6 protein-coding genes are annotated in these 4858 nt (G+C 40.2%); 4 read left to right on the plus strand and 2 right to left on the minus strand.

The features are described 5' to 3' along the window. Positions 1-112: 112 nt before the first annotated feature. Positions 113-496: a hypothetical protein gene (locus PG840_RS11015; RefSeq protein ID WP_270205461.1), complete on the minus strand. Its 384-nt coding sequence runs from the start codon at positions 494-496 to the stop codon at positions 113-115. 36 nt (positions 497-532) lie between these two features. Further along, complete coding sequence (locus PG840_RS11020; protein ID WP_270205462.1) at positions 533-1186, minus strand: GntR family transcriptional regulator; 654 nt, start codon at positions 1184-1186, stop codon at positions 533-535. 300 nt (positions 1187-1486) lie between these two features. On the opposite strand from PG840_RS11020, the gene proC reads away from it, so the two are divergent. The 4 genes from proC to PG840_RS11040 all read left to right on the plus strand — a co-directional run bounded on the left by proC (position 1487) and on the right by PG840_RS11040 (position 4594). Then, positions 1487-2281 carry a pyrroline-5-carboxylate reductase gene (gene proC, locus PG840_RS11025; protein ID WP_270205463.1) on the plus strand — a complete coding sequence of 265 codons (795 nt, stop codon included), beginning with the start codon at positions 1487-1489 and terminating at the stop codon, positions 2279-2281. Between the two features lie 156 nt (positions 2282-2437). Continuing rightward, the gene (locus PG840_RS11030) at positions 2438-3028 is read left to right on the plus strand and encodes a TetR/AcrR family transcriptional regulator (protein WP_022220832.1); all 591 of its coding nucleotides are present in this window, start codon (positions 2438-2440) and stop codon (positions 3026-3028) included. Positions 3029-3042: 14 nt separating this feature from the next. After that, entirely contained in the window at positions 3043-3921 is an 879-nt protein-coding gene (locus PG840_RS11035; RefSeq protein WP_270205464.1) for a DMT family transporter, read from the plus strand. Positions 3922-4075: 154 nt separating this feature from the next. Further along, positions 4076-4594: a peptidylprolyl isomerase gene (locus tag PG840_RS11040; RefSeq protein ID WP_022220834.1), complete on the plus strand. Its 519-nt coding sequence runs from the start codon at positions 4076-4078 to the stop codon at positions 4592-4594. Positions 4595-4858 lie beyond the last annotated feature (264 nt).

Raw genomic sequence — 4858 nt, forward strand, 5'->3', positions numbered from 1 at the left:
AAAGTAAGGGAGCTGTAGACCGTTAGGGTTTGCAGTTTTTTTATTGCTCAGAGGTGATCAGCCTGGCAAAAAATGCAGAAGAGTCATTCATGCTGTTTAATAAGGATGCAGACTACCAGCTGCATCTTCCACAATTTGTACATGGTATGCAGTTCTTTTTTTTAATAACAGGATACCACGGCTTTACCTGCAGATCCGGTAAGTTATTGAGCTCTAAAATTATAGAATGATAATGATCAGAAAGAGTAATCCGGTCTGAATCATGCTGTTCGATAGTCAGTGGGTAGATGGTTTTTTGATCAGGAGACATACAATTTTGATGTAAAAGAGGGGTATAGACATCTGTACCAATTTGGATAAATTGATCGATGGTGATGATTTTGTAATCATCAGAAGAGAACAAAATGATTGCAGGAGACACAGCCAAAGTGTCTCCCGTAGGAATTTTATAAGAGTCAGTAGTAAATTCTCCAATTGGAGTTTCTAGTTTCATCATGTGTTAGCACTTCCTTTAATATCTTATAAATGAAAATTACTCGTTTTTCAGTTCTTCTTTCATGGCGCTGTCTTTTCCCTGCATAAAATGGTCTTTTTTCAGGATTGCAAAAGCCCGCTCATAATCATTTTTACGCATATATTTAACCATTTTTTTCAAATTCTCATTCGTTGGAACGATCCGCATGCCGTTTTTCAGCGAATACATACCCACTCTTACCAGCTCTGATAAATTGGATTCATAGAATTTGGTGATCCGGTCATTATTGAAAATGCTGACGATTTCCAGATGCATCTGTGTATCAGCAAGCTCCCACTTGTAAACATCGGAAGCAACCGCACACATATGTACCACTTTTTCTTCAATTCGATAAGAATATTCTTCCGCTTTTCCACCTTCAAAGATCAGTTTAAATGCACTGCCCTCTAAGAGCTCGCGGAGCTGATAAAGTTCATTGATATCTTTATCGGTGATTTCTTTTACAGTCATGGATTTATAATAATCGGTAACGATCAGACCTTCAGACTGCAGCATTTTGAGTGCAGTGCGTACCGGATTACGGCTCATACCGAGCTCTTCTGTCAGAAGTGCTTCTGTAAGAGGCATTCCTGGTGAATAAGTCAGATTCATAATGTTATTTTTGATAATTTCATAAGCTTGATCGGCAAGTGATTTCTTTTTTTCAGCCATGTGAAATCCCCCTCTGTCTGGTGAATATATTAAGTATAACACATTAAAACGGGGTTTGTAAAAAATAAAATTAGGTATATGTAAAGTTGCGTTTAATATAAGAGTACAGACTGATGATTGTATACAATGGTGCATGTATTTTCGACGAAAAACGGCATTTTCTATTGTGAAAATGTTGACTTTAAACAGAGGAAGTGATACATTGAATGCAGAAAGAAATTTGTATACAAATTAAATGATTGTATACAAAATGAAAATGAAAATGTATAAGGTTTTAAGTTCATCAGGAGGAGAAAGACTATGAAATTAGGATTTATCGGAACAGGTAATATGGCAGGAGCAATTATGGGAGGCGTTATTAAAAGTAACGTATTCAAACCGGAAGAAATCATCGGAGCAGATCTTTTTGCACCAGGTCGCGAAAAAGTAAAAGAACTTTATGGAATCAATGTTACTGATAGCAATAAAGAAGTAATCGAAAAGTCAGAAGTTGTTATTTTTTCTGTAAAACCACAGTTTTATGCAGATGTCATTCAGGAAGTAAAAGATCTGGTAAGACCGGAACAGCTTATTATCACGATCGCACCAGGAAAGACACTTGCATGGCTTGCCGAACAGTTTGGAAAAGATGTTAAGATTGTTCGTACAATGCCGAACACTCCGGCTATGGTTGGAGAAGGTATGACAGCTGCCACACCGAATGAACATGTAACAAAAGAAGAACTTGATTATGCATGCAAGATCCTTTCTGCATTTGGTAAGGTAGAAATTGTGACAGAGCATATGATGGATGCAGTTGTTGCAGTAAGCGGAAGTTCACCGGCATATGTATTTATATTTATCGAAGCAATGGCAGATGCCGCTGTTGCAGAGGGAATGCCGAGAGCACAGGCATACAAATTTGCAGCACAGGCAGTTCTTGGAAGTGCGAAGATGGTTCTTGAAACAGGAAAGCATCCGGGAGAACTCAAAGACATGGTATGTTCACCGGCAGGAACAACGATTGAAGCCGTAGGTGTATTGGAAGAACACGGATTCAGAAGTGCAATCATTGATGCAATGAAGGCCTGTGTTGATGTTGCAAAAGGAATGTAGATACGATATACTTGTTTACGGGGAAAAACATGTCCACGTAAACCTGAAAAGGACCGGGGCGTATGACGCAGCCGGTCTTTTTTATCTGTTAAGAAAGGTCTTTCCTGATAATAAAAAACGCTCCGCGTGGAACATGATACCATAGGAGGTAGATAGATGGCAGCAAAACAGAATGTAAAGCGGCGGATTGTAGATGCCGCATGGGAATTGTTCTATGAAAAAGGATATGATGATACGACAGTAGATGATATCATCCGTCTTTCTGAGACATCAAAAGGCTCGTTCTATTATTATTTCAGCAGCAAAGATTCTCTGCTTGATACATTGTCAACTATTCTGGATGAGAATTATGCAAAGCTTGAAGATGAACTGGATCCGGAAATGAACAGTTTTGATAAACTGATGTATCTCAATTACCGGTCGCATTCATTTATGGAGCAGAAGATTGATGTAGCATTGTTATCATCCTTATATTCAACACAATTGATTGCCAAGGGAGACAGGAATCTTCTGGATCAGAACCGTACTTATTACAAGCTGATCAGCAGGATCATAGAAGAGGGACATGTGCGAAATCAGATCAGCAGAGAGAAGAGTATCCAGGAGATTACCAAGTATTATTCACTCTGTGAGCGGGCACTGGTATCAGACTGGTGTCTGAACAGGGGAAATTATTCGCTTGGAGAATACAGTAAGGAATATATGCCGATTTTAATGGAACATTTCCGGGTAGATCAGCCTGAATAGAGAAAGGTTTTCATATGAAAGAGAGTCAGAGAAAAGGTTTAATTTCAGTACATGTTGCTGTGGCATTGTTTGGTTTTGTCGGACTGTTTGCCAAGCTGGTAGATCTGCCTGCAGTGATCATCGTGCTTGGAAGGGTATTTTTTTCATCTATTTTCCTCTGGATTTTTCTGCGTTTTAAAAAGCAGAAAATTCGCCTGGAGGAGAAAAATGATTATTTGTGGATGGTCGGAGCAGGTGCAGTTTTAGCAATACACTGGAGTAGTTATATGCAGTCGATCCAGAGTTCGACGGTTGCAGTTGGTACGCTTACGGTATCCACTTTTCCGATATTTGTTATTTTTCTGGAGCCATATCTGTTCCATGAAAAACTGAAGAAATCGGATGTGTTTTGTACATTGATGATGCTGGTCGGAGTATTCTTTATCGTACCCGCATTTCAGATGGATAATCAGATTACACAGGGAGTTCTGTGGGGACTTCTGAGTGCATTTACCTATGCAATATTGTCACTGATGAACCGCCGCTTTTCCAGCAGATATCCGGCAACACTGGTGTCGCTTTATGAACAGGGAACTGCAACGATCGTGCTGCTTCCGACGCTGTTTGTGTTGAAGCCTGTGATTACACTTGCAGATGCAGGCGTATTGATGATGCTAGGAATTATTTTTACAGCAGTTGCACATTCTTTATTTATCAGTGGACTTCGGACTGTGAAAGTAAGGACTGCCGGAATTTTATCCGGACTGGAACCGGTGTATGGAACTTTAAGCGCATTTCTGTTTCTGAAAGAAGTTCCAAATTTCAGGGAGTGCATTGGTGGTGTTATCATTCTGGCTGCTGTGTTTTTATCGACATTGAAGCCGGAGGAGAAAGCAGCTGATGCTCCGGCATGAGAATAAAGAGAAGTTTGAGGATTTTATCTGGCACTGGTTTCTGGTGATCGGATATCGTCTGGAAAATGTATAAAGACTTTCTAAAAACTATTTACGGACGAGAAAAGTTCCGTTACAATAGGTAGAGAAATCAATGAAAAGGAGATTGTATAAAATGGCAAATCCAGTAGTAACATTTGAAATGGCAAATGGCGATGTGATCAAAGCGGAATTATATCCGGAAATCGCACCGAATACAGTAAATAACTTTGTATCTCTTGTAAATAAGGGATTTTATGATGGACTGATCTTCCACCGTGTCATCAGTGGATTCATGATCCAGGGTGGATGCCCGGATGGAACCGGAATGGGTGGCCCTGGATACAGTATCAAAGGAGAATTTAAGCAGAACGGTTTTGCAAATGATCTGAAGCATGAACCGGGCGTTCTTTCTATGGCGCGTGCAATGCATCCGGATTCGGCAGGATCACAGTTTTTCATCATGCATAAGACTTCACCACATCTTGACGGCGCATATGCAGCTTTTGGTAAAGTTACAGAAGGTATGGATGTTGTAAATAAAATTGCTGAGACGGCAACAGACTACAGTGACAGACCGCTGGAAGAACAGAAGATGAAAAAAGTGACTGTTGAAACTTTTGGAGAGGCTTATCCAGAACCAGAGAGAGTCTAACAGGAGTTACAAAGCAGACAACACTTGGAGAGACAGAATAATAAAGACGTGGGGAGCCGGTGAAAGGCAGACTGAGAGGAAGCAAAAGAGCATCGCCCCTTTTTACCTGATACGGATCATGCCGTTGCAGGAAGTCATATTGATTTTTTCAGAGACACTTGTGCATGACAGGTGTTTCTTTTATTTCATAGGAAATTCCGAAGGAACTTCCTATGAAATAAAAGGTGCTACGTGCCGGAGATGCGCACTCGCACGAAGATGAAG

The sequence above is a fragment of the Coprococcus sp. AM97-35 genome (assembly GCF_027697525.1).
GTDB lineage: Bacteria > Bacillota > Clostridia > Lachnospirales > Lachnospiraceae > Allocoprococcus > Allocoprococcus comes.